This window comes from Bradyrhizobium sp. ORS 375, assembly GCF_000239775.1.
Classification (GTDB): domain Bacteria; phylum Pseudomonadota; class Alphaproteobacteria; order Rhizobiales; family Xanthobacteraceae; genus Bradyrhizobium.
On record NZ_CAFI01000025.1, the window covers coordinates 1 to 20,910 of the forward strand.

22 protein-coding genes and 1 riboswitch are annotated in these 20,910 nt (G+C 65.8%); of the genes, 11 read left to right on the plus strand and 11 right to left on the minus strand.

The window, feature by feature from the left end:
- The 4 genes from BRAO375_RS38335 to metX form a co-directional block, all read right to left on the minus strand.
- Positions 1 to 241, minus strand: a 241-nt coding sequence (locus tag BRAO375_RS38335) for a hypothetical protein (RefSeq protein WP_210161264.1), incomplete at its 3' end; no start/stop codon positions are given.
- Between the two features lie 404 nt (positions 242 to 645).
- Entirely contained in the window at positions 646 to 936 is a 291-nt protein-coding gene (locus BRAO375_RS02085) for a GIY-YIG nuclease family protein (protein WP_009025789.1), read from the minus strand.
- Positions 937 to 1,271: 335 nt separating this feature from the next.
- Positions 1,272 to 1,934, minus strand: a complete 663-nt coding sequence (gene metW / locus BRAO375_RS02090; RefSeq protein ID WP_009025790.1) for a methionine biosynthesis protein MetW — start codon at positions 1,932 to 1,934, stop codon at positions 1,272 to 1,274.
- Between the two features lie 3 nt (positions 1,935 to 1,937).
- Complete coding sequence (metX, locus tag BRAO375_RS02095; protein ID WP_035638454.1) at positions 1,938 to 3,152, minus strand: homoserine O-acetyltransferase MetX; 1,215 nt, start codon at positions 3,150 to 3,152, stop codon at positions 1,938 to 1,940.
- Between the two features lie 91 nt (positions 3,153 to 3,243).
- A riboswitch (SAM riboswitch) is annotated at positions 3,244 to 3,323 on the minus strand.
- A gap of 210 nt (positions 3,324 to 3,533) precedes the next feature.
- Here metX and BRAO375_RS02100 point away from each other — a divergent pair.
- The 3 genes from BRAO375_RS02100 to BRAO375_RS02110 are packed head-to-tail and all read left to right on the plus strand — an operon-like array spanning position 3,534 to position 6,434.
- Positions 3,534 to 4,367 (plus strand): chorismate mutase, encoded by an 834-nt coding sequence (locus tag BRAO375_RS02100; protein WP_009025792.1) that lies wholly within the window; start codon positions 3,534 to 3,536, stop codon positions 4,365 to 4,367.
- A gap of 37 nt (positions 4,368 to 4,404) precedes the next feature.
- The gene (gene hisC / locus BRAO375_RS02105) at positions 4,405 to 5,502 is read left to right on the plus strand and encodes a histidinol-phosphate transaminase (protein WP_035638485.1); all 1,098 of its coding nucleotides are present in this window, start codon (positions 4,405 to 4,407) and stop codon (positions 5,500 to 5,502) included.
- Positions 5,499 to 6,434 (plus strand): prephenate/arogenate dehydrogenase family protein, encoded by a 936-nt coding sequence (locus BRAO375_RS02110; protein WP_009025794.1) that lies wholly within the window; start codon positions 5,499 to 5,501, stop codon positions 6,432 to 6,434. Before hisC ends, BRAO375_RS02110 begins: the two co-directional genes overlap by 4 nt.
- Positions 6,435 to 6,436: 2 nt before the next feature.
- Here the strand turns inward: BRAO375_RS02110 and BRAO375_RS02115 are convergent, their stop codons facing one another.
- Complete coding sequence (locus tag BRAO375_RS02115; protein WP_009025795.1) at positions 6,437 to 7,621, minus strand: DUF2125 domain-containing protein; 1,185 nt, start codon at positions 7,619 to 7,621, stop codon at positions 6,437 to 6,439.
- 99 nt (positions 7,622 to 7,720) lie between these two features.
- Between BRAO375_RS02115 and BRAO375_RS02120 the strand changes: the two genes are divergently transcribed.
- Positions 7,721 to 8,317 carry a gamma-glutamylcyclotransferase gene (locus BRAO375_RS02120; RefSeq protein ID WP_035638457.1) on the plus strand — a complete coding sequence of 199 codons (597 nt, stop codon included), beginning with the start codon at positions 7,721 to 7,723 and terminating at the stop codon, positions 8,315 to 8,317.
- 6 nt (positions 8,318 to 8,323) lie between these two features.
- Here the strand turns inward: BRAO375_RS02120 and BRAO375_RS02125 are convergent, their stop codons facing one another.
- The 4 genes from BRAO375_RS02125 to ftsE form a co-directional block, all read right to left on the minus strand.
- Positions 8,324 to 9,091, minus strand: coding sequence for a lysophospholipid acyltransferase family protein (locus tag BRAO375_RS02125; RefSeq protein ID WP_009025797.1), 768 nt, complete (start codon positions 9,089 to 9,091; stop codon positions 8,324 to 8,326).
- Positions 9,092 to 9,103: 12 nt separating this feature from the next.
- Positions 9,104 to 9,817: a YdcF family protein gene (locus tag BRAO375_RS02130; RefSeq protein WP_035638460.1), complete on the minus strand. Its 714-nt coding sequence runs from the start codon at positions 9,815 to 9,817 to the stop codon at positions 9,104 to 9,106.
- 255 nt (positions 9,818 to 10,072) lie between these two features.
- Positions 10,073 to 11,041 carry a cell division protein FtsX gene (locus BRAO375_RS02135; RefSeq protein ID WP_009025799.1) on the minus strand — a complete coding sequence of 323 codons (969 nt, stop codon included), beginning with the start codon at positions 11,039 to 11,041 and terminating at the stop codon, positions 10,073 to 10,075.
- Positions 11,034 to 11,693, minus strand: coding sequence for a cell division ATP-binding protein FtsE (gene ftsE / locus BRAO375_RS02140; RefSeq protein WP_009025800.1), 660 nt, complete (start codon positions 11,691 to 11,693; stop codon positions 11,034 to 11,036). Before ftsE ends, BRAO375_RS02135 begins: the two co-directional genes overlap by 8 nt.
- A gap of 214 nt (positions 11,694 to 11,907) precedes the next feature.
- On the opposite strand from ftsE, the gene BRAO375_RS02145 reads away from it, so the two are divergent.
- Together BRAO375_RS02145 and BRAO375_RS02150 are read left to right on the plus strand one after the other, a co-directional pair.
- Positions 11,908 to 12,753 carry an MJ0042-type zinc finger domain-containing protein gene (locus BRAO375_RS02145; RefSeq protein WP_035638464.1) on the plus strand — a complete coding sequence of 282 codons (846 nt, stop codon included), beginning with the start codon at positions 11,908 to 11,910 and terminating at the stop codon, positions 12,751 to 12,753.
- A gap of 54 nt (positions 12,754 to 12,807) precedes the next feature.
- A complete protein-coding gene (locus BRAO375_RS02150; RefSeq protein ID WP_006615650.1) occupies positions 12,808 to 13,188 on the plus strand; it encodes a response regulator in 381 nt (126 codons plus the stop codon).
- A 355-nt stretch (positions 13,189 to 13,543) separates the two neighbouring features.
- On the opposite strand, the gene BRAO375_RS02155 is transcribed toward BRAO375_RS02150, so the two are convergent.
- A complete protein-coding gene (locus BRAO375_RS02155) occupies positions 13,544 to 14,410 on the minus strand; it encodes a LysR family transcriptional regulator (RefSeq protein ID WP_009025802.1) in 867 nt (288 codons plus the stop codon).
- A 455-nt stretch (positions 14,411 to 14,865) separates the two neighbouring features.
- Here BRAO375_RS02155 and BRAO375_RS02160 point away from each other — a divergent pair, with 455 nt between their 5' ends.
- The 5 genes from BRAO375_RS02160 to BRAO375_RS02180 all read left to right on the plus strand — a co-directional run bounded on the left by BRAO375_RS02160 (position 14,866) and on the right by BRAO375_RS02180 (position 19,688).
- The gene (locus BRAO375_RS02160) at positions 14,866 to 15,927 is read left to right on the plus strand and encodes an LLM class flavin-dependent oxidoreductase (RefSeq protein ID WP_009025803.1); all 1,062 of its coding nucleotides are present in this window, start codon (positions 14,866 to 14,868) and stop codon (positions 15,925 to 15,927) included.
- On the plus strand, positions 15,924 to 16,439 hold the full coding sequence (locus tag BRAO375_RS02165) for a flavin reductase family protein (protein ID WP_009025804.1): 516 nt from the start codon (positions 15,924 to 15,926) through the stop codon (positions 16,437 to 16,439). The genes BRAO375_RS02160 and BRAO375_RS02165 overlap by 4 nt, the downstream gene beginning before the upstream one ends.
- A gap of 17 nt (positions 16,440 to 16,456) precedes the next feature.
- A complete protein-coding gene (locus tag BRAO375_RS02170; RefSeq protein ID WP_009025805.1) occupies positions 16,457 to 17,947 on the plus strand; it encodes a sodium:solute symporter family transporter in 1,491 nt (496 codons plus the stop codon).
- 61 nt (positions 17,948 to 18,008) lie between these two features.
- Positions 18,009 to 18,299 carry a hypothetical protein gene (locus BRAO375_RS02175; protein WP_009025806.1) on the plus strand — a complete coding sequence of 97 codons (291 nt, stop codon included), beginning with the start codon at positions 18,009 to 18,011 and terminating at the stop codon, positions 18,297 to 18,299.
- 60 nt (positions 18,300 to 18,359) lie between these two features.
- Complete coding sequence (locus BRAO375_RS02180) at positions 18,360 to 19,688, plus strand: LLM class flavin-dependent oxidoreductase (protein ID WP_009025807.1); 1,329 nt, start codon at positions 18,360 to 18,362, stop codon at positions 19,686 to 19,688.
- 25 nt (positions 19,689 to 19,713) lie between these two features.
- On the opposite strand, the gene BRAO375_RS02185 is transcribed toward BRAO375_RS02180, so the two are convergent.
- Complete coding sequence (locus BRAO375_RS02185; protein ID WP_009025808.1) at positions 19,714 to 20,883, minus strand: mandelate racemase/muconate lactonizing enzyme family protein; 1,170 nt, start codon at positions 20,881 to 20,883, stop codon at positions 19,714 to 19,716.
- Positions 20,884 to 20,910 lie beyond the last annotated feature (27 nt).

A 20,910-nucleotide genomic window follows, 5' to 3' on the forward strand; every position in this document is an offset into this window, starting at 1 on the left:
CAACGCCGCCGTTCTGCCCGACGGGCATTTTCCGCATGACCATCATGCGCGAACTGCCCGTCGTGTTAGTTTGTCGCACGATCCGCGCTTGCACCGTCGGGCAAATCACCTTCACATTTCCGCCCGTCCCGCCTCGCAGCAAGAGGGGCGTATCGCGGTCGTCACGAACGCTGAGTGCGGGATGCGATGGGCGTGTCGGCTTGCGCGTGAGTACGCTCGCGCGGACGAACAATTTCGGCACGCACGGTCAAGTCGCGCGGTCCTGATCCTCCGATGCTAGGATCAAGTTGGCGACGAATGTCGTCGACGACGGTGGCCAGAAAGCCCGGCGCACCGGGGAGAACGCGAAGCAGCCGTACAGCCATCGCGCAGGGAAGGCCGGGTGTCCCGGCTCGTACCTGTGGTACCTGCCGCCTGCACTTTTTCTCGCAGGCGGGCCATGGGTGCGGCCAGCATCCGGCCTTCCCTGCGCCTCTGCGTTATTTGGGGGCGGGACTGGTGCACAGCCCGGGCGCGGATGCGCGGCGGGGATGTCGGATCATGTCTCTCACCTTCCATCCGCTCTTTGAAAAGTGAAGATCGCCAACCCCAAGCTCGTCATGGCCGGGCTTGTCCCGGCCATCCACGTCGCTCCGCATCCGCGATCTACATCACGATCGTGTCGTAGAGATCGTCCCAGTCGGGATTGCCTGCAACGATCAGCCCAACCTTCCACGCGCGCGACCAATGCTTGATGTTGTGCTCGCGCTGGATCGCGCTCTGGATATCGTCGAAGATCTCGAAGTAGACCAGCCGCCTCAAGCCATATCGCTTGGTGAAGCCGTCGACCAGACCGCATCGATGCTGATAGACGCGTTGCACAAGATTGCTGATCACGCCGACATAGAGCGTGCCATTGGGACGATTGGTCATGAAGTACACGTAGCCACCCGCCATCGCGGGATACTACGACGAGCCATTGTCACGAGCAATATGGCAACTGATTTGCTCGTCATGCCCGGGCGCAGTCCCGGGCATCCACGCGGTTCTCAGGATGCCGCACGACGTGGATGGCCGGGACAGGCCCGGCCATGACGGTGGAGAGAGGTCGACCATCACCCACTCCGTCCCATGTCGCCAATTGGGTTACTCGTCATGCCCGGGCTCCGTCCCGGGCATCCACGTGGTTCTCAGGGTGCCGCACGACGTGGATGGCCGGGACAAGCCCGGCCATGACGGTTGAGAGAGCGGGACACAAACGTCTACAGCATACTGGGCAGCGGACGGCGCCCCTAGCGCCGCTCCCCGCGGCTCAGCAGAAACACGCCCTGCTCGCCGAACATGTTCCAGAACCACCAGGGCATGACGACGCGCAAGGGGCGGCCGTAGCTGTCGAGTGCGACGGCGCGCTCCATCTTGACGCCGATCTCGTCGCAGAGCTGCACGAAATCCTTGATGGTGCAGAAATGAATGTTGGGCGTGTCGTACCAGGTGAAGGGCAGGTTGTCGGTGCGCGGCATGTGGCCGCCGACGAGCAGTTGCAGGCGCAGCCGCCAGAAGCCGAAATTCGGGAAGGTGACGATGGCGCGGCGGCCGATGCGCAGCAGATTTTCCAGCACGGCCTTAGGCCGGCGCGTCGCCTGCAGGGTCTGCGACAGGATCACGTAGTCGAAGGCGTCGTCGGGATAGTCGACGAGATCGGTGTCGGCATCGCCCTGCACCACGGCGAGCCCCTTGGCGACGCAATGATTGACGCCCTCGCGCGACAGCTCGATGCCGCGGCCGTCGATGCCGCGGCTCTCCAGCAGCTGCAGGAGATCGCCGTCGCCGCAGCCGATGTCGAGCACCTTGGAGCCGCGCTCGACCATGCTGGCGACCAGCAGATGATCGGGCCGATACGCCAGTCGCTCGCCGCCGGAAAATCCGTTCAGCGGCAGCACACCTTGCAGGCTCATGGCTCAGCTCCCCTTCGACGCTTTGAGACCACGCGCCTTGCCGGCAGAGTCGAGAAACGCGCTGGCGATGTCGAAGAACTCGGGCACATCGAGCAGGAACGCGTCATGCCCCTTGTCGGTCTCGATCTCCGCGAACGACACCCGCGCGCTCGAGGCGTTCAGCGCATGCACCAGCGCGCGCGATTCCGAGGTCGGAAACAGCCAGTCGCTGGTGAACGACACCACGCAGAAGCGGGTCCTGATGCCGCGAAACGCCGCCGCCAGCACGCCATCATGATCGCCCGCGATGTCGAAATAATCCATCGCGCGCGTCAGATACAGATAGGAGTTGGCGTCGAAGCGTTCGACGAAGGACGAGCCCTGATAGCGCAGATAGCTCTCGACCTGGAAATCGGCGTCGAACGAGAACGTCGGCAGCTCGCGGTCCTGCATGCGGCGGCCGAACTTGCGATGCAAGGCGGCATCCGAGAGATAGGTGATGTGCGCGGCCATCCGCGCCACCGCGAGCCCGCGATGCGGATGGATGCCTTTATCGGCGTAGCGGCCGTGATCCCATTCCGGATCGGCCATCACGGCCTGGCGGCCGAGCTCGTGGAAGGCGATGTTCTGCGCCGAGTGCCGCGTCGCGCAGGCGATCGCGAGATTGGCGAACACGCGATGAGGATAAGCCACCGTCCATTGCAGCGCCTGCATGCCGCCCATCGAGCCGCCGACCACGGCGAACAGCGTGTCGATGCCGAGATGATCGATCAGCATCGCCTGCGCGCGCACCATGTCGGGGATGGTGATGATCGGAAAGTCGAGACCCCAGACCTTGCCGGTCGCAGGATTGAGCGAGGCCGGGCCGGTCGAGCCCATGCAGCCGCCGATCACGTTCGAGCAGATGATGAAGTAGCGCGCCGGATCGAGCGGACGCCCCGGGCCGACCAGCGTCTCCCACCAGCCGGGCTTGCCGGTGACGGGATGACGGTTGGCGACATGCTGGTCGCCGGTCAGCGCGTGACAGATCAGGACGGCGTTGGACTTGTCGGCGTTGAGCTCGCCATAGGTCTGATAGGCGATCTGGAACGGCGAGAGGTCGATGCCGCAATCGAGCTTGAGCGGCTTGGTCGTATCGAACATCGCGACCAGCGAGCTCGGATGGTCGACCTCGTGCGAGCGCTCCTCTGGCGCGACCGTGCGCAGCGCGGATGTGGGTTTCGGCGTCAGGCCTGTCATGTCTCTCACCCCCACCTTCCGGTCAGGGCTCCCGAACCACGTGACATATCAGGCCATGAAAAACCCGGCCTGAACTGGGGTTCGGCCGGGATCGATAACGTCCCCGGCCTGTTTAGCGAATTGTTTAACGTGGCTGCAAGCCGGCCGGCTCAAATGACCACGGAACAGGCAGAAACTAGTCCCGCGGGCGCTCCTCGTCAAGGCAAGCTGGGGTTGACCGCCGACCGGGCGCGCCAAGGCTGCAATCCGGGCTGCAGACCAGCCAAGCCTAGGCAGCACAAGGTAAACTTGCTGTTGCGCAGGCCCGGCGCATCGGAGAGAACGGCATCCGTTCCCTGTGGCCGCACGTTTCCCGGTGGCCCGCGAAGAGTGACGCCGACCATGTCGAACCCGCCGCCCGCCCCGCCCTCGCTCGCCGATCTGCGTAAGGAGATCGACGCGATCGACGAGCAGGTGCATCAGCTCCTGATGAACCGGGCCGACATCATCGACCGGCTGATCAAAGTCAAGAAGACCCAGGAGGTCGGCTCGGCGTTCCGCCCGGCGCGCGAGGCCGACATGATGCGCCGCCTGGTGCAGCGGCATCGCGGCATCCTGCCGCTCGACACCGTCGAGGGCATCTGGCGCGTGATCGTCTCGACCTTCACCTATGTGCAGGCGCCGTTCTCGGTGCATGCCGACGTGTCGGTCGGCGAGTCCGCGATGCGCGATTCCGCCCGGTTCCATTTCGGCTTCGTGGTGCCCTATGTGCCGCATTTCAGCGCCCAGGCCGCAGTCGAGGCGGTGGCGCGCTCGAAGGGAGATCTCGCGCTGGTGTCGACCACCTCAGGGCATACGCCGTGGTGGATCACGCTCGAGCCCGCGGGCGCGCCGAAGATCATCGCGCGGATGCCCTTCATCGAGCGTGCCGACCATCCCGCCGCACTGCCGGTGTTCGCGGTGTCGCGCGTCGCCGACGACGCGCTGGTGCTGGAGGTCGAGACCTGGAGCATCCGCGTGTCCGGCTGGAATGCGCAGGTGTCGCGGGCGCTGTCGCCGCTCGCCGACGTCATCGCGGTGCCCGATACCGCCTTCGATGGCGCAGCCCTGCTGGTGTCGATCGAGGCGCCGGCGGACCTCGACAAGATCAAGGCGGCGCTGATCGCGGCCGGCGCCTCGGTGCGCTCCGCGGCCCTCGTCGGCGGCCATGCGAAACGCTATACGGTTCCCAGCTGAGACGCCGCGCGCCAGTGACTATCCTTCGGAGTTGATGATGAACCGCCCCGTGCCGAACCCCGGCATTCTCGACATCGCGCCCTACACGCCCGGCAAAAGCCCGAAGCCGGAGCCGGGCCGCAAGGTGTTCAAGCTGTCGGCCAACGAGACCCCGTTCGGCCCGTCGCCGAAAGCGATCGACGCCTTCAAGAGCGCGGCCGGCCATCTCGAGGATTATCCGGAAGGCACCTCGCGGGTGCTGCGCGAGGCGATCGGCCGGACCTACGGCCTCGATCCCGACCGCATCGTCTGCGGCGCCGGCTCGGACGAGATCCTCAATCTGCTGGCGCACACGTTCCTGCGCGAGGGCGACGAGGCGATCTCCACCGCGCACGGCTTCCTGGTCTATCCGATCGCGACCATGGCCTGCGGCGCGAAGAACGTCGTCGCGCCCGAGACGGACTACCGCACCGACGTCGATGCCATCCTCGCCGCGGTGACGCCGCGCACCAAGCTGGTCTGGCTCGCCAACCCGAACAATCCGACCGGCACCTACATCCCGTTCGACGAGGTCAAGCGGCTGCGCAACGGCCTGCCCTCGCATGTCGTGCTGGTGCTCGACGCCGCCTATGCCGACTACGTCTCGCGCAACGACTACGAGTTCGGCATCGAGCTGGTCGCGACCACCGAGAACACGGTGGTGACGCACACCTTCTCCAAGATTCACGGTCTGGCCGCCCTGCGCGTCGGCTGGATGTTCGGCCCGGCGCACATCGTCGACGCCATCAACCGCATCCGCGGGCCGTTCAACGTCTCCTCGCCTGCGATGCTCGCGGCGGTCGCGGCGATCGAGGACACCGCGCATCAGCAGATGTCGAAGACTTACACCGAGAAATGGCGCAACTGGCTGACCGACCAGATTGGCGCCCTCGGGCTGAAGGTGACGCCGAGCGTCACCAATTTCATCCTGATCCACTTCCCGACCGACAAGGGCAAGACCGCGGTCGAGGCCGACGAGTTCCTGACGCGTCGCGGCCTGGTGCTGCGCGCGCTCGCCAATTACAAGCTGCCGAATGCGTTGCGCATGACGATCGGCACCGAAGAGGCCAACCGCCTGGTGGTCGAGGCGCTCAGCGAATTCATGAGGGCGAAGTGAGCGTCGCGGGACGGTTCGAACGCATCGCGCTGATCGGCTTCGGCCTGATCGGCGGCTCGATCGCGCGCGCGGCGCGCTTGCAAGGCGTGGCCGGCGAGATCGTTACGACCGCGCGTTCGGAGAAGACGCGGGCGCGCGTCGCCGAGCTCGGCATCGTCGACCGGGTCGTCGCGACCAACGCGGAAGCGGTGAAGGATGCCGACCTCGTCATCCTCTGCATTCCCGTCGGCGCCTGCGGCCCGGTCGCGGCCGAGATCGCGCCGCATCTGAAGCCGGGCGCCGTCGTCTCCGACGTCGGTTCGGTCAAGGGCGCAATCGTCCGCGACATGGCTCCGCATCTGCCGGCGAACATTCACTTCGTCCCGGCGCACCCCGTGGCCGGCACGGAGAATTCGGGTCCCGACTCCGGCTTCGCCGAGCTGTTCATCAACCGCTGGTGCATCCTGACGCCGCCTGAAGGCGTCGATGCCGGCGCGATCGATCGTCTTCGCGCATTCTGGGCGGCGCTCGGCGCCAAGGTCGAGATCATGACGCCGGATCATCACGACCGCGTGCTCGCGATCACCAGCCATCTGCCGCATCTGATCGCCTACACGATCGTCGGCACCGCCGACGAGCTGGCGCAGGTGACGGAGTCCGAGGTGATCAAGTTCTCCGCCGGCGGCTTCCGCGACTTCACCCGCATCGCCGCCTCGGACCCGACGATGTGGCGCGACATTTTTTTGAGCAACAAGGACGCCGTGCTCGACATGCTCGGCACCTTCACCGAGGACCTCTCGAAGCTGACGCGGGCGATCCGGCGCGGCGACGGCGAGGCGCTGTTCGATCACTTCACCCGCACCCGCGCGATCCGCCGCGGCATCGTGGATATCGGCCAGGATTCGGCGGCGCCGGATTTCGGCCGGCCGCTGCCGCAGCTCAAGAAGCACTGAGCTCAGAACAGCGGAGGAACGCGGGCGACCTTGAACGGACCGAGCACCACGGCGCCATCGGAAAAGCGCAAGGGGAACGTCCGCGCCTTGCGGCCCTCCAGCGTGGTCTCCTTGCCGAGCGCATTGATGCCGAGCGCGACGCCGACATTGGCGTTCTGCTTGACCACCTTGCCGAGGCCGGGAATGGCGCGGTCGAGCGCCCCGAGCAGATTGTTGACGTCCTGCGATTTCACGCCGGGCGCGACACGGTCGAGCGTCCCCTGCGGCACGCCGTTCTCGAGCATCTTGTCGAGGCCGAGCGCCGGGATCACCTTTTCGATGCCGGCCACCGTCATCTGCACCTCGCCATCAATGTTGCCATTGGCGGTCAGGGCGAGCGTGCCGGCGGCGATGGCGAGCAGCTCGCCCTGCTGGATGCGCGCCTGGACGATTTCGACATGACCGCCCGCCGCCTGGATCTCACGAAAACGCTCGGGCCAGGGTTTGGGACGAAAGTCCTTGAGGCCCGTGACGCGGGCCTGGATATCCGTGTTGAACGGCTCGGCGAGCAGCGGGTGACTGCCCTGAATGCTGCCGTTCGCAATCTGCAGCGCCGTTTCCAGCACCGGCTGATCCGACGGCGTGCCCTCGGCGAGCCGGCCGTGCAATTCGGCGTGATCGGCGCGCGCGGCCGGCACGGCGGCATTGCCCTCGATACGGTCGATGGTCGGCTGCTCGAACACCAGATCAGCCCGCTGCAGCGGGCCCGGCAGACCGCGGACACTAGCCTGCCCCGTGCTCCAATTCGCAGTGAACGAGGCCGGACTTCGCCCGTCAGCGATCGTGGCTGGCCCCTTGAACTCCGCGATGATCCGCTTCGGATCCCACACCTGCGCGACGACCAGGATCTCGTCGAGCTTGGCGTTCATCAACGGCGTGCCGGCCGCCTGCGAGAACAGGGCGACGCTCGGATCCGAGCAGCGGACTTCGAGGCGGAACGGGAAGCCGGCCACCGAGCGCTTGGCGCAATCATAGACGCGGCCGGCCTTCGCCTCGCGCGCACGCCAGGCGTCGGCCTGGACATCGACCTGCGAAGCAGCGAAGAACCAGAAGGCGCTCCACGCGACGGCGGCGATCAGGAGCAGGATTGGGGCGATGAAAAGCCCCCAGAGCGGGCGCCTGCGGCGCGCTTGCGGCAAACGAGACATGCAGGACACCCTTTGGGCAGCAATTTTGGCGATTCCGCGATCACGGATTGTGTACATAAATTAACAATTCGCGAGCACCACACTTAGGCGTCCGCTGTCATGTCCGCAATGACTCTCTCCGAACGCGATCTTCCCCAGGGCGACCTTTGGGTGTTCGGCTATGGCTCGCTGATGTGGCGGCCCGGCTTCGACCACGTCGAACAGGTGCCGGCGCGGCTGATCGGCGAGCATCGCGCGCTGTGCGTCTACTCCTTCGTCCATCGCGGCACGCCTGAAAAGCCGGGCCTCGTGCTCGGACTCGATCGCGGCGGCGCGTGTCGAGGCATCGCGTTTCGCATAGCGGCCGAGAAGCGCGACGAGACCATCGCCTATCTGCGCGCCCGCGAGCAGGTGACCTCGGTGTACCGCGAGGTGACGCGCTCGGTGTGGCTGGAGAATGACGCACGCGAGCGGGTGAGCGCGCTGGTCTACGTGGTCGATCGCGGCCATGTGCAATATGCCGGCCGGCTGTCGCTGCAGGAGCAATTGCGCCATGTGCGCCAGGGTCACGGCCAGTCCGGCGCCAATCGCGACTACGTGATCTCGACCGTGAAGGCGATCGAAGCGCAAGGCTTTCGCGATGCGCAGCTGCATCGTCTGGCGACGATGCTGCATGACGACGGCCACTCGCTGCATCCGCACGGGGATGCGCGATAGCGCGCGTCAAGCCTGCACCTCCGCCGGCACGCGCCCGAACAGCTGCGCCTGCTCGGCCTGCCCAGCTGCGACGAGACGACCGGTCGCCTCTTCGATCATGTTCTGCAGCCGGGTCATGAACTCGTCCCGCGGCAGGCCCGGCGGCAGCGGATCAAGAAACTCCACGACCAGCGTGCCCGGATAGCGCAGGAACGTGCGGCGCGGCCAGAACAGGCCCGAATTCAGCGCGACCGGCAGGCAGGGCACGCCGCAATCGGTGTAGATCAGGCCAACGCCGCCCTTGTAGTCCGGCGGAGCGCCAGCCGGACGCCGCGTGCCCTCGGGAAAGATCACGAACTGCCGGCCGTGCTTCACCTCCTCGGCGGCGCGCCGCATCACCTGCTTCAGGGCGCGGGCGCCGGAGCTGCGGTCAATTGCGACCATGTTCGCCTTGATCAGATACTGGCCGAACAAGGGGATGCGCAGCAGCTCGCGCTTGAGCACGAAAAACGGTGCGTCGAAGAAGTGCAGCAGCGAGATCGTCTCCCACATCGACTGATGCTTGGCGGCCACGATCAGCGGCCCCTTCGGGATCTTCTCGGTGCCGCGATACTCGACGCGGATGTTACAGACGACGCGCATCAAGAAAATGTTGCTCTGCGCCCACCAGTTCGCCACGCGCAGCAGCGCCGCGCGCGGCATGGCCAGGGTCGGCAGCGCGACCAGCAGCCAGAACACGAAGTTCGGATAGAACAGGATGTTGAACAGCAGCGAACGCAGGAAGATCAAAACCATCGGGAACCCAGTTCAATTGGCTTGCGCCGTCGCCGGACGGCGCGAGATCGCGCCGGTCGGGAGCTCGCTCTCGGGCACGAGATCAATGCCGAGATCGGCGAGCCGCAGCCGCGCCTCGGCGGCGACATATTTGGCATATTCGGACAGCAGCAGCCGCAAGGTCGCTCCGCTGGTCCACCACGGCTCGTCGCGCCATTTCTCGCCGACGACGGCATAGGGGATCAGGTCCATGCTCGGCATCGCGTGCGACAGCTCCACGATGGCGCGCGGCATGTGATAGTTCGAGGTCACCACGATCAGCGACTTGAAGCCGCGCTCGGCCGCCCAGCGTCGGGCCTGCGCCGCGTTACTGCGGGTGTTGATCGCGGAATAATCGAGATCGACGCAGCAATTGATGAACGAGCGCGCCTCGGGCAGCGAACGGGTGATGTCGCTGGCCTCGTTGGTGGGATGGACGCCGGAGATCAACAGCCGCCGCCCATAGCCGCCCGCCAGCAGCTCCACCGCGTCCGACACCCGCGACGAGCCGCCGGTCAGGACCACGATGCCGTCGGCCTTGCGCTCGGGCTTGATCTCGGCGCCGCGCAATTGCGACAGGAAGCCGACGAAGCCAACCGCGGCGATGAAGAAGCCGAGGCCGAGCGTAGCCACCAGGCCCGCGAGCGTCCGGCCCGCCACCATATAGAGCGGCAGCCTGCGCCTGCTATCGTCGGTCTGCGGCCCCATGCAACGCCTGGCGTGTCCCTGCCTGCCTGCGCGCGGCCCCATGCCGTCGCGCGATCCCGTCCTTCAAGTCCGGGACTGCAGGCGGGTTTCGCCAGCCTCCCGATCACGTTCGCTCGCCGCGCAGTCTGGCGCGCGACCTCAACCGTGTTCGTGACCCAGCTCACCCCGTCGTGCCTCATCCCGGCGCAGACGATTTTAGGCGGTTTTCGGGCCAAGTGAAATCCGCAACACGGCGGCTTTGGACAGAAGCCGCCATCAGTCGATGCTCGCCAGCGTCGCGAACAGGGTCCGGCGGGCGGCCCAGCCGGTCACCGCGGCGATCACGACAGCCTGCAGCGCGATCGCTACATAACCCAGGGGACGCAGCGAGAAGGTGCCGAGCAGCGCCGCAAATTGATCGCCCACGGGCGTACCGGAGAACCAGTTCGCGATCGACTCCGAGAAGCCGAAGCCGAGCATCGCCAGCCCACCGCCGATTACGCCGCCTTCCAGGCCGAGCTGCAGAAAGTGGCGCAGGAAATGATTGGCAATGTAGCGGTCGCCCGCGCCGACGAAATGCAGCACCTCGACGATCGGCCGGTTCGCGGCCATGGCGCCTCGGGTCGCGAACGACACCGAGATGATCGTGGCCGCGATCACCAGCACCAGAATGCCGAATCCGGCGAACAAGGTCGCGCCGGTCATCGAGCGCATGCGCTCGATCCAGGCGCGATGGTCGTCGACGCTGGCGGTCGGCGCGACCTGGATCACGCGGCTGCGCAGCGCGTTGAGATCGAAGCTGGTGCCAGGCTGCACCCGCGCGATGATGACGCGCGGCACCGGCAGCTCGTCGAACGACAGGCCGCTGCCGAGCCACGGCTCGAGAAGCTTGCTCGACTCCTCCTTGGTGAAGGGCCGGACCTCGACGATGCCGGACTGCGCCCGCATCGCCTCGGTGACCAGGGCAATATCGCGCTCGAGATCGCGGCCGGTCTTGGGACGCACCTGGACGGTGATCTCGCTCGCGACCTCCGACTGCCACTCGGCCGCGGATTCGCTGACCAGCAGCACGCCGCCGGTGGTGATCGAGGCCAGGAAAGTCATGATCGCGACCACGGCGACCAGCGCACGGCCCGCGATCGACGCCCGTGGCACGATCGGCGACACGATGCGCGCCTGCGCCGGCAATTGCGGGCGGTCCTCGCCCAGATCGACCAGGAGGCCGCGATCGTCCACGCTACTCATAGATGTGCAATCGTCCCTGATGCAGCACCAGCCGGCGGGCCTCATACTGGTCCATCAGCGTGATGTCGTGGGTTGCGATGATCACCGCCGTCCCCGAGCGGTTCAATTCGATGAACAGCCGCAGCAGGCGGCGCCCCAAGGTCGGATCGACGTTGCCGGTCGGCTCGTCCGCGAGCAGGAGCTGCGGCCGCGAGATCACGGCGCGCGCAATCGCCGCACGCTGCTTCTCACCGCCCGACAGGATCGGCGGCAACGCATCCATGCGCTCGCCGAGGCCGACCCATTTGAGGAGATCGATCACCTCCTTGCGATAGCTCGATTCGTCCCGCCCCATGACGCGAAACGGCAGCGCCACGTTTTCATAGGTGGTCATGTGGTCGAGCAGACGGAAGTCCTGCAGCACGATGCCGATGCGCTTGCGCAGGTCGGCGATCTCCTCCTTGCTCAAGAGCGAGATGTCGTAGCCGAACAGGTTGACCAGGCCGCGGGTCGGCCGCAGCGACAAGAACAGCAGCTTGAGCAGCGAGGTCTTGCCGGCGCCCGAGGGGCCGGTGAGAAACTGGAAGGAATGGGCCGGAATCGCGAATGTGAGGTCGCGGAGGATCTCCGGCCCCAGTCCATAGCGCAGCCCAACATTTTCGAACCGAACCAAAGCGTCAGCTCCGTTCGACAGCGTGCGGGGTCGATCCGCACGCGGCAAGCCCGGTGGTACGATCGCCCGATTGAGCGCCCGTTATGGTTTCCGGTTCGTTAATGGTTGCCATGTACCAATGGCACGATTGCGTTCCGAGGTTCGTCGACATGGCGGCCCTTGTAGCACGAACTGTCGGAAACAAAGCGGCAATGCCCGTTGGAGAACAGGCGCCATGTTCATCGTTTGCCCCCATTGCGCGACATCTTATGCCATCGATCTGGCAACCCTGGGTATGGCCGGCCGCAGCGTGCGGTGTTCCCGGTGCAGGGAGGTCTGGCTGGCGCACCCGGAGGATGCGGTCGAGGCTCCGGCGCCGATCCCGGCGATGGCCGAGGCCGGCGCGGCATCTGCTCCGCGTGATGCCGCCGACGAATGGGAGGCTCTCGCCCGCGAGGAGCCCGACGAGCAGCCGCCCGAAGTGGAAAGCCCGTCCATCGCCGCAGGCTGGCCCGAAGATGCCGTTGCTGAGGAGGCCGATGATGTCCCCGCCGATGCCGAGCCTCCGGCCCAGGGGCGGCTCGCAAGCCTCCGTAAGCTGATCAAGCGTCCGGCCTTGCCGGACTTCCCGGGCAAGAAGGTGTTCAACCTGCCGGCGCTGACCGCTGCCATGGCAGCGCTCACGATCGCGCTCGTGGTGTGGCGCGCCGACGTGGTCAAGCTGATGCCGCAGACCGCGTCGCTCTACAAGTTGGTCGGGCTGGAGGTGAACCTGCGCGGAGCCGCCTTCAAGGACGTGAAGCTGGCGACCGAGACTGTCGACGGCAAGCCGGTGCTGGTGATCGAAGGCACGATCGTGAGCACGACCAAGAAGGCGGTCGACCTGCCTCGGCTGCGCTTCAGCGTCCGCGACGCACAGGGTGCCGAGATCTACGCCTGGAACACACTGCTCGAGCAGACTGTGCTCAAGCCTGGCGAGCGCATCCCCTTCAAGTCGCGCCTCGCCTCGCCCCCTCCCGAAGGGCGCAATATCGATATACGGTTCTTCAACCGGCGCGATCTCGCCGCCGGCAGTGCATGATAAGGATGGTCTCGTGGCTCGCCCGCGGGGCCCACGAGACGGAGAGACGATGACATGTCGCGCGTGCTGATCGCCGACGATGAAGATTCGATGCGGACCCTGGTCGCCCGCGCGATCGCAATGGACGGGCACGAGACCGTCACCGCGCAGGACGGCGCCGAGGCGCTCGACATCCTCACCCGCGAAAACGGCGCCTTCGACCTGCTGCTGACCGACATCCAGATGCCCATCATGGACGGCATCGCGCTAGCCTTGTCGGCCGCACGCGACTTTCCGGACCTGACGATCCTGCTGATGACCGGCTTCGCGCATCAGCGCGAGCGGGCATCGAATTTGAATGCGATCGCACATGACGTGATCACCAAGCCGTTCTCGGTCGCGGACATCCGCACAGCGGTGGCCGATGCGTTGGCGTCGAAGGCAGCCAAGGCATAGGGCGGCCGCCGCGCGCCTACGGACCGCAAGACGAAGGTTCGGACGGCTCATGCGTCGGCCTTCGCTTGATAGCTGCGATCCTCGCTCGTCCGGCATCCTCAGCTGTCGTCCCGGCGAACGCCGGGACCCATAACCACCGGCGGCCGTTGAAGTGCGACGCTGGTCCTCCCTCGCGCGCAATCACTCCTCCCTGGGGTTATGGGTCCCGGCGTTCGCCGGGACGACGGGCGGGGGTGGTACACCATATGAGAGTCTCACCAACGCTCGTGCTTTGGCAATGATCGTCGAGAGTGCCTCACCTCTCTCATCCGTCATTACAAACGCAGCGAAGCAGTCCAGGATTCCTCCACGATTCTTATTCGCCCCGGCCGCCGAACAGCGACACGAAGCGATCAATATTGTGCTCGCGCAGACCGAACAGCCAGTAGCGCACGGGGATTTCGAGCGTCCCGATCCGCACGAGCCGGCCGGACGAGATCCACGGCTGCGCGGCGCGGTCGGAGACGAAGCCGATATGGCGGCCGCCGAGCAGCGCTGAGATCACCGCCGTGCTGGACGAGAGCTTCAACACGGGATGCGCGACGCGCTCCGGCTCGAGCCGATGCGACACCAGCGTCGCGACCAGCATCTGGGTCAATTCGCCATGCTCCCACAGCAATGGCGCCTGCTCGCCGAGTGCCTTCCAGCCGAGATCGTCGGGCACCCGTTGCGCGCGGTCCGGATGAGCGCAGAGCACCAGCCGGTCAGCAAACACGGCGACCTGCTGGAACTGCGGGTGACTCGGCATCGCACTGGTGACACCGGCATCTGCGGTGCCACGCATCACATAGGCCGCGACCTCGTTGACGCCGCCACGCACGAGATCGACGCCGTGCGCGCCGGAGCCGCCTCGGGCCAGCATCTGCGGCATCCAGAAATCATAGGCGCTCGCCGTGCAGGCGACCAGCGCCGACTGCGCCAGCGGCCGGCGGCCTTCGACGCGACGCATCGTCAATTCGACGTCGCGCAGGATCCGCTCGGCCTCGTTCAACAGCACCTGGCCGGCATCCGTCAGCATCAGCCGGCGGCCCGAACGGTCGAACAAGGGAACGTCGAGCTTCTCCTCGAGCTTCTTGATCGAGACGCTGACCGCGGACTGCGTGAGGCCGAGACGCTCGGCGGCGTGGGTGAAGCTGCCAAAATGAGCGGCTTCGAGGAAGATCCTCATCTGCTCGAAGGTCATGGAATCTCCTCGGCCTCAGCGACATCAGGCCGGCGGGCGAGTGCGCAGCCCGAACAAATTCCAACCAGTTCCCGGGCATGCCTGCCATCAAACCAGTCAATCTCCTGGCTTTCGATGAATTCGTTTCATCCTCGCGGAGACCAGCATCGAAAGCGGCGCCTGGTCATTCATACACTTCAGTGCCCATGAACTGAATGAATATGTACTGATGAGTTGCTCCGAGAGCGGGCATTTTCGGGCGCATTTCCGATCAGACGCGCTGTTATTTTCGGCACGCAGCCGCGACAGCCGGTGCGCGCCCGGTCTTGGCAAGACGCTTGCTAATTACTTCGCAGTTGGTTTTCGAGCGAGGACAGCAACGACATGCCGTCTGCACCTTCTGCGACAACAGCCGATGAGTCACCGATCCACGATCGTGGTCCGCGCTTCCCCTTCACAGCATGCGGGGACGCGTGATGGAGTTCGGGATCTGGCTTCCGGTCTATGGCGGCTGGCTGCGTTCGCTGGACGCACCGACCGGACCCGACGTTGCCGCCTGCCTCGCCATCGCGCAGCAGGCCGAGGCGCTCGGCTTCGATTTTCTCTACGCCTCAGAGAACCTGCTCAACTGCATTCATGGTCCGAGCGAGAGCGTCGCAGACGCCTGGAGCATCCTCGCGGCGATCGCCGCCGTCACCAGCAAGGTCGGGCTGTGCGGCGCCATCAAGCCCGGCTTCCGCTCCCCTTTCCTCGTGGCCCGCATGCTCGACACGCTGTCGAAGATCGCCGAGCGCCGGCTCGGCATGAACATCGTGTGCGGCTGGTGGAAGGAGGAGTTCGATCTCTCCGGCGTCGATTGGCTGGATCATGACGGCCGCTACGATCGCGCCGCCGAGTTCCTGCGCTCGCTCTACGGACTGTTCCAGCCGCCTGCCGAGATCATCGGGGATGACGACGCCCCGATCGGGATTCAGCAGCCGCCGACCTTCGGGCTCGACAAGAGCGCAATGCCCGAGGTCTGGATTGCCGGCCATTCCGATCGCGCCATGCGGATGGCTGCCGAGTGGGGTCATTGCCTGTTCCTCAACGGCATGGGTGACGACGAGTTGAAGCGGCGTATCGAAGCGGTCCGACAGGAGGCCAACAGCTGGGGCCGCACGGTTCTGATTGCCGCCAACGCCTACGTCATCGCAACGGAAAGCTCCGAGCAGGCTCGCCAGCGCTGGAAGAGCGTGGTCGGGCGCCGCAATCCGCAAACGATCGACTTCTTCCGCAAGGTGATCGGCGGCTCAGGCGCCGCAGCGTGGGCCTCGCTCGGCGAAGAGCAGATGGTCGATTCCAACGCCGGCTTCGAGCTCGGCCTGATCGGATCGTTCGACGACATCCGTAGCCGCATTCCCAAGCTGCAGGCGATGGGTCTCGATCGCATCGTCTGCCAGTTCGACGACCCGATGCGCGATGCCGGGCCGTTCATGAAGCAGGTGATCCGGCCGCTGCGCGACAATCGCACACTTGCCGTCGAGGGCCAGATGTCATGAGCACGATCGAAGCTGCCACCACCGCCGCCGACAGCCTGCGACAAGGCTTCAAGGACGTGTTCAGCCAACTTGCCTCGGGAGTCTGCGTCGTAGCGTTCTGGCGCGACGGTCACCTGCACGGCTTCACGGCCACGTCGGTCACCTCGGTGTCGTTGCGGCCGCCACGCGTCCTGTTCTGTGTCGCGCAGAGCAGCCAGAGCTACGCCTGCCTCGGCGTCGGCTTGAGCGTGGGGATCGCCGTTCTCAGCGCCGGGCAACGGACGCTATCCGACCGCTTCGCCAGCAAGGGTGCCCCCGGATCCTATGACGACGTCGCCACCATCGAGGGCCCGGGCCGGGCGCCGCTGATCGCCGGCGCGCTCGGACAGCTCGGCGCCGAGATCGTCGAGCTGATCCCATCCGGCGACCACGCCGTCGTGCTCTGCGACGTCACCTCGGCGCTGGCCAGCGCCGACGGCGCGCCGCTGCTCTACCACGCCCGCAGCTACCACACGCTTCACCCGACTTCCTGAACCCCGGAGAAATCGCAATGGACAAGTCTATCTTTGCCGCGATGCCGAGCCTGACGCCGACCCTCGGGTTTGCGTCGATGATCGGACTAGGCCTGTTCTCACTGGCCCTGTCCTACGCCGTGAAGACCCTGCTCGTTCGCAACACCCACGACTTCATCATCGCTGATCGTCGCGTCGGTTTCGGCTTCGGCGTCGGCTCCGTCATCGCGGTGTGGACCTGGGCCATGGCGGTGATGATGAGCTCGGCCATGACCTATCAATGGGGACTGTCCGGCCTGTTCTGGTTCGTGGTGCCGAACGGCTTCGCCGTGATGGCGATGATTCCGTTCGCGCGCATCCTGCGCAAGAACATGCCGGAAGGCTACACGATCTCCGAGTTCATCGAGTACCGCTTCAGCCGGTCCAAGGTCGCGACCGCGATCGTGACCGTGACGATGATCTTCGGCATCATCCTGGAGATCCTGATCAACCTGAAGGGCACCTCGGTGGTGGTCTCGACGGTATTCGGGATCGACTGGAAGGTCGCGACCGTCGTCGGCATCATCTGCGTGCTGGTCTATTCCTATTTCGGCGGCTTGTGGACCAGCGTCATGACGGGAACGCTGAACACGCTGATGATCACCGTGCCCGCCGCGATCGTGGTCGCCGCAGTCTACGCCGTAATCCCCGGCGGATCGGAGGCCGTGTTCAAGGCAGCCGGCGCCGCCGATGCGCGCAATTTGTCGGTGCTGCGTCCCGACGCGGCCGCGGGCTTCGGCATCACGCTCGCCTTCGGTCTTCTTGCGGCGACGGTCTCGGACCAGACGTTCTGGCAGAAGGTGTGGGCGATCAAGAGCCGCGACGTCGGCCGCGTATTCCTGTGGTCGGGCGCGCTGTTCTATCCGATCCCGATCTGCCTCGGCATGCTCGGCCTGGTCGGCATCGCCTATGGTCTGAAGCCGGCGGATTTCGGCGGCGACATAGTCGCCGTCGGTCCCTACATCGTCTCGCATATCGGCCTCGGACTGACGCTGGTACTGCTCTACGTGCTGGTCATCCTCGCCGCCTGCTACTCGACGATCGACGGCGCCAGCGCCGCGCTGTCCTCGGTCGTCGCCGTCGACATCGTCAAGCGCTACTTCCCGCAGACCTCCGAGAGCAGCCTGTTCGTGATCACCAAGCTGTCGGTGCTGCTGGGCGGCATCATCGCCACTTTGATCGTGCTCTCCGGCCTCGATTTCACGACCCTGGTCCTGACGACCTATGCGCTGAAGACCTCGATCCTGCTGCCGCTGGTGCTGTCGATCCTGTGGCCGAAGACCAACATGGTCGGCTTCGTCGGCGGCATTGCGCTGGCGATCGCGGTGGGCATGCCGATCTACGCGACGGCCGGCGAGCTGATCGGGACGCTGTCGATCCTGGCGATCAGTGGCCTGACCGTCGTCATCGCCGGCCTGATCGGCGGCAAGGACTTCGATCTCGCGGGCCTGCGTCGCATCGGCGACGAAGTCTCGGCGCCGGCCGAATAGATGCGTCGGCGCGCGCCTGCGGCCGCGCGCCCGTTCCTCTCATCTTCCAAAGGAGCCAAACATGTACGTCCTGATCACCATCGTCGGCCTTCTCGTGACGCTGTTCTTCCTCGCGGGCTTCTGGCGCGGCCTGCAGAACGCCATCGCCGAATATCGCAGCGGCGCGCCGGAGCCGACCGACGTTCCCGACTATGGCTATGGCAGCCTCGCCGCGGTGTCGGTCATCGCCTCCGCCGTGATCATTGCCGGCGTCGGCTTCAGCCCCGCGATGATCTATGCCGGCCCGCTGCTCGCGCTGGTGACGGCGGCCGGATGCGGGCTCGCCTTCTTCGTCGAGCAGACGCGCGCCTGACCACCGCACACCGAATTTCACGACCGACGGGATGAGTTCCGGACGCAGGGAGAGCATTGCATGACGACGACCACCAAGAAGAAGGCGCATCTTCTGGGATTCATCCAGCACGGCGTCAACAGCCACGCCACCGGCATGTGGCGCCACGTCAAGGACAAGATCGGCTGGGATTTCGCCCGGCCCGAATATTGGCAGCACATGGCGCGGACCATGGAGCGCGGCCTCTTCGACGCCATGTTCATCGCCGACGAGCTCGCGCCCTACAACACCCACGAGGACAGCTCGGATGCGATCGTGAAATGGGCGGTGCAGTGCCCGACGCACGAGCCGTCGACGATCGTGCCGATCATCACCACGGCGACGAAGCATCTCGGCGTCGGCGTCACCCTGTCGACGGCGTTCGAGCATCCCTATTCGATGTGCCGCCGACTCTCCAGCCTCGACCATCTCTCGAACGGACGCATCGCCTGGAATATCGTGTCGTCCTACTCCAAAAGCGAATGGGACGCCTATGGCCACACCATGACCGAGCGCAGCGGCCGCTACGACCGGCTCGAGGAGTACATGGAGGTCTGCTACCAGCTGTGGGATTCCTGGGAGCCGGATGCGATCATTGCCGACAAGGCCTCGGGCGTCTATGCCGATCCGGCCAAGATCAAGGTCGTGAACCACGAGGGCAAATACTACAAGTGCCACGGCCGGCACTTCTGCGCGCCGTCGCCGCAGGGGCGTCCGGTGCTGTGGCAGGCCGGCTCCTCGAACCAGGGGCGCGACTTCGCCGCCAAGCACGCCGAGGCGATCTTCGCCGTGCATCCGAACGTCGCGCGCATGAAGCAATATGCGACCGACCTCAACGAGCGGCTCGCCGGCAAGTTCGACCGCAAGCCGGGCTCGGTGAAACTGATCTACGGCCTGCAGACGGTGGTCGCAGAGACGCGCTCGGAGGCGCAGGAGAAATATGCGCGGATCAAGGAGTGCATTCCGCCCGAGGGCGCGCTGGCCTGGATGTCCGGTCATTTCGGGCTCGACTTCTCGAAATTCGACGGCGACGCGATCGTGCAGAATATCGAGGTGCCGGGCATCCAGGGCCTGTTCGAGTCCATCATCTACGCCAAGGGTGGCGCGCCGGTGACGGTCAAGGAGGCGGCGATGATCTATGCGCAGGGCATGGGCATGCCGGTCGCGGTCGGCACCGCCAAGGACATCGCCGACCAGATGGAGCAGTACATGGACGAAGGCGGCGCCGACGGCTTCATGCTGGCGGCGACCTACACGCCCGGCTGCTTCGAGGAGTTCGCCGACCTCGTCGTGCCTGAGCTGCAGCGCCGCGGCCGGTTTCGGACGCGATACACCGGCACGACGTTACGGGACAATCTGCTGGAGGACTGAGCCGCACGTAAAACCTGCCTTCATCTCACGCGCTCAAGGCACGCATCTCCGCGTACAGATCCGACTTGCCCTCGAAGCCGATGCCCGGGAGGTCGGGCATCGTGATGTGGCCGTCCACCACCTTCACGCCGTCGGGAAAGCCGCCATAGGGCTGGAAAAGATCCGGATAGCTCTCATTGCCGCCGAGGCCGAGGCCGGCGGCGATGTTCAGCGACATCTGGTGGCCGCCATGCGGGATGCAGCGGGACGGCGACCAGCCGTACGCGTCGAGCACGTCGAGCGTGCGCAGATATTCGCACAGGCCGTAGGACAGCGCGCAGTCGAATTGCAGCCAGTCGCGGTCCGGGCGCATGCCGCCGTAGCGGATCAGATTGCGCGCGTCCTGGTGGCTGAACAGGTTCTCGCCGGTGGCCATCGGTCCGGGATAGAAACCGGCCAGCGTCGCCTGCAGATGATAGTCGAGCGGATCGCCCGCTTCCTCGTACCAGAACAGCGGATAGTCGCGCAGCATCTTGGCGTAGGCGATCGCGGTCTCCAGGTCGAAGCGGCCATTGGCGTCGACGGCGAGCTGATTGTTCGGGCCGATCTCGTCGAGCACGGCCTCGATGCGCTGGCGGTCCTCGTCGATCGGCGCGCCGCCGATCTTCATCTTCACGACAGTGTAGCCGCGCTCGAGATAGCCGCGCATCTCGCGGCGCAGCGCCGAGAGATCCTTGCCCGGATAGTAATAGCCGCCGGCGGCGTAGACGAACACGCGCGGATCGGCCTTGCGGTCGTGACGTTCGGCGAGCAGGCGGAACAGCGGCTTGTCGGCGATCTTCGCCACCGCGTCCCAGATCGCCATGTCGAGCGTGCCGACCGCGACCGAGCGCTCGCCGTGACCGCCGGGCTTCTCGTTCGTCATCATCGCCGCCCAGGCCTTGTCGGGATCGATGTTGTCCTTGGTCGCATCGAGCAGCGCGACCGGATCGGCCTCCAACAGGCGCGCGCGAAAGCGCTCTCGGATCAGGCCGCCCTGGCCGTAGCGGCCGTTGGAATTGAAGCCGTAGCCGACGACCGGACGCCCGTTGCGCTCCACATTGGTGACGACGGCGACCAGGCTCGACGTCATCTTTGTGAAGTCGATATAGGCGTTGCGGATCGGCGACGAGATCGGCTTGGTCACCTCGCGGACGTCGACGATGCGGATGGTCATCGGTGTGCTCCTGATCGTGCCGGCGCG